This window comes from Vibrio sp. 1069 (assembly GCF_033340555.1).
In genome coordinates, this window is the sequence record NZ_JAWOWP010000999.1 from 1 (window position 1) to 507 (window position 507).

Genomic DNA, 507 nt, shown 5'->3' on the forward strand with positions numbered 1-507 from the left:
GGGACAAACTGGTCAAAGCGGTAGGGCCTAGGGCTTTGAATGTGGTGACAAAAATCATGTGCCTGATTTTGGCAGTTATCGGCACCCAAATGTTCATCGATGGTGCTGGCGAAGCCTACAAAACCGTATTTGCCTAACTCTTCCTATATTTCCCAAATCCACACTTGTGTTGCGTCATAAGTGTGGATTTTTTGATCTTTAGTTTTCACTTTCTAAGGCAGAAATACATAGACTTCACCTATCTCAATAATAAGAATAACCAATTGTCGCTAATGCACGAATTTCATTACTCTTTTTCGAGAAATTAATGGGGGAAACATGGCAACGAAAGCAATTGTAGTGGAAGGTGGAGCGATGCGCGGCGTCTTTGCCAGTGGCGTGTTAGACGCATTTCTAGAGCGAGATTATAAGCCATTTGATTTTGCGATTGGTGTGTCGGCAGGCGCATCTAATTTGATTGGTTATCTGACCGATTACCCGCATCGCAGTATAAATGTGATTACAAAG

Annotated in this window: 1 protein-coding gene and 1 pseudogene; both read left to right on the plus strand. The window is 42.6% G+C overall.

From position 1 onward, the window contains the following. Positions 1–137 (plus strand): annotated as a pseudogene (locus tag R7040_RS30255) (MarC family protein); the annotation flags it as partial. Positions 138–318: 181 nt separating this feature from the next. After that, the coding region (locus R7040_RS30260) for a patatin-like phospholipase family protein (protein ID WP_318098161.1) at positions 319–507 on the plus strand (189 nt) is incomplete at its 3' end.